Raw genomic sequence first — 1,108 nt, 5'->3', positions numbered from 1 at the left:
ATATAATTCACCTTCACTTAGATGACCAAAAGTATCAATAACCCTTTTTGATCTTTCTAATAATTGAATGTGATAGTCTGAATCCAATAAGTTGATGAAAGAAAATAAATTTTCACCTCTGATATAATATAAGTTATAGTTTTCATAAGATATATTTAAAAAATTCTTTTTTATCATTTGGTTTAATCCATTTTTTAAAAGTTCAAACCTAAGTAAAAATTCCATTTGATGCATTGGAACTTCTGGGTGCAAACTTTCAATGCCTATGAATTTTTTTGAATAAATAGTCATATAATCTAAATATGCTATTTTATTAATAGTCATATGAATAGGGTGATTATAGTAAATGGCAAAACACCCACGTATGCCAAGTTCAAGGGGATTATTATATATTTTCATCATCAACCCATTTAAATCTATGATTATTAACTAAATGATGACAACAACCGGCGAGATCACTTGGTTTCAATCTATGTGATAATGGATTGTTTGTTACAGATGTACTACTTACATATTGGATTATTTTTGAAAATTTTTCCATATTATTTTCAAAATAATTAAATAAGATAACTTCAATTGAGACTAACAATTCTTCTAATAATGTATCAAATGCTTCAGGTATTTTATCTCGGCTGAATCGTTTAAGACCTTCCGCAACAAAAAAAGCTTTACGCTGGCTATTAAGATGATTTTGAAATTGTTTTGTTAATGTTTCTAGTGTATATTTTTGATTGGTTAGATCATTGTATAATTTTATTAATTCATTTATATAAACTTCTTCATATTCTTCTGGTTTGATAGGAACTATCGGATCATCACCACGTAATGGTAATTCACCAAATAAGTGCCAATGATTAATAGATGTTGAATGGATTTTAATTAAATCTTTTGGTAAGTAATAACTTATAATTGAAAAATCAAAATTTTTAATATAGCTTAAGAAATCATTTAATTTAGATTTGATTTTGTAACTATTAAAATCACCATTTTTTTCTATTGTCATTTTTATAAAAGCTGTTTGAAAATTGGTGGTATTTAAAAAATAATCGTGTAGTGTTGATCCAATCTTTAAAGTACATAAATAATATTTTTTAGGTTTAGTATATTC

The 1,108-nt window shown here is 25.3% G+C and carries 2 protein-coding genes; both read right to left on the bottom strand.

All coding sequences use genetic code 11. The features are described from left to right. Window positions 1-402, bottom strand: a 402-nt coding sequence (locus KPC_RS19955) for an ABC-three component system middle component 2 (RefSeq protein ID WP_146196690.1), incomplete at its 3' end; no start/stop codon positions are given. Beyond that, window positions 386-1,108, bottom strand: a 723-nt coding sequence (locus KPC_RS20530) for an ABC-three component system protein (RefSeq protein ID WP_121976024.1), incomplete at its 5' end; no start/stop codon positions are given. The genes KPC_RS20530 and KPC_RS19955, both read right to left, overlap by 17 nt.

The sequence above is a fragment of the Acinetobacter stercoris genome (assembly GCF_900323515.1).
In the GTDB taxonomy this organism is placed as follows: Bacteria; Pseudomonadota; Gammaproteobacteria; order Pseudomonadales; family Moraxellaceae; genus Acinetobacter; species Acinetobacter stercoris.
The sequence above is the reverse complement of the archived record's forward strand: the minus strand, read 5'-3'. Positions and strand labels throughout refer to the sequence as shown.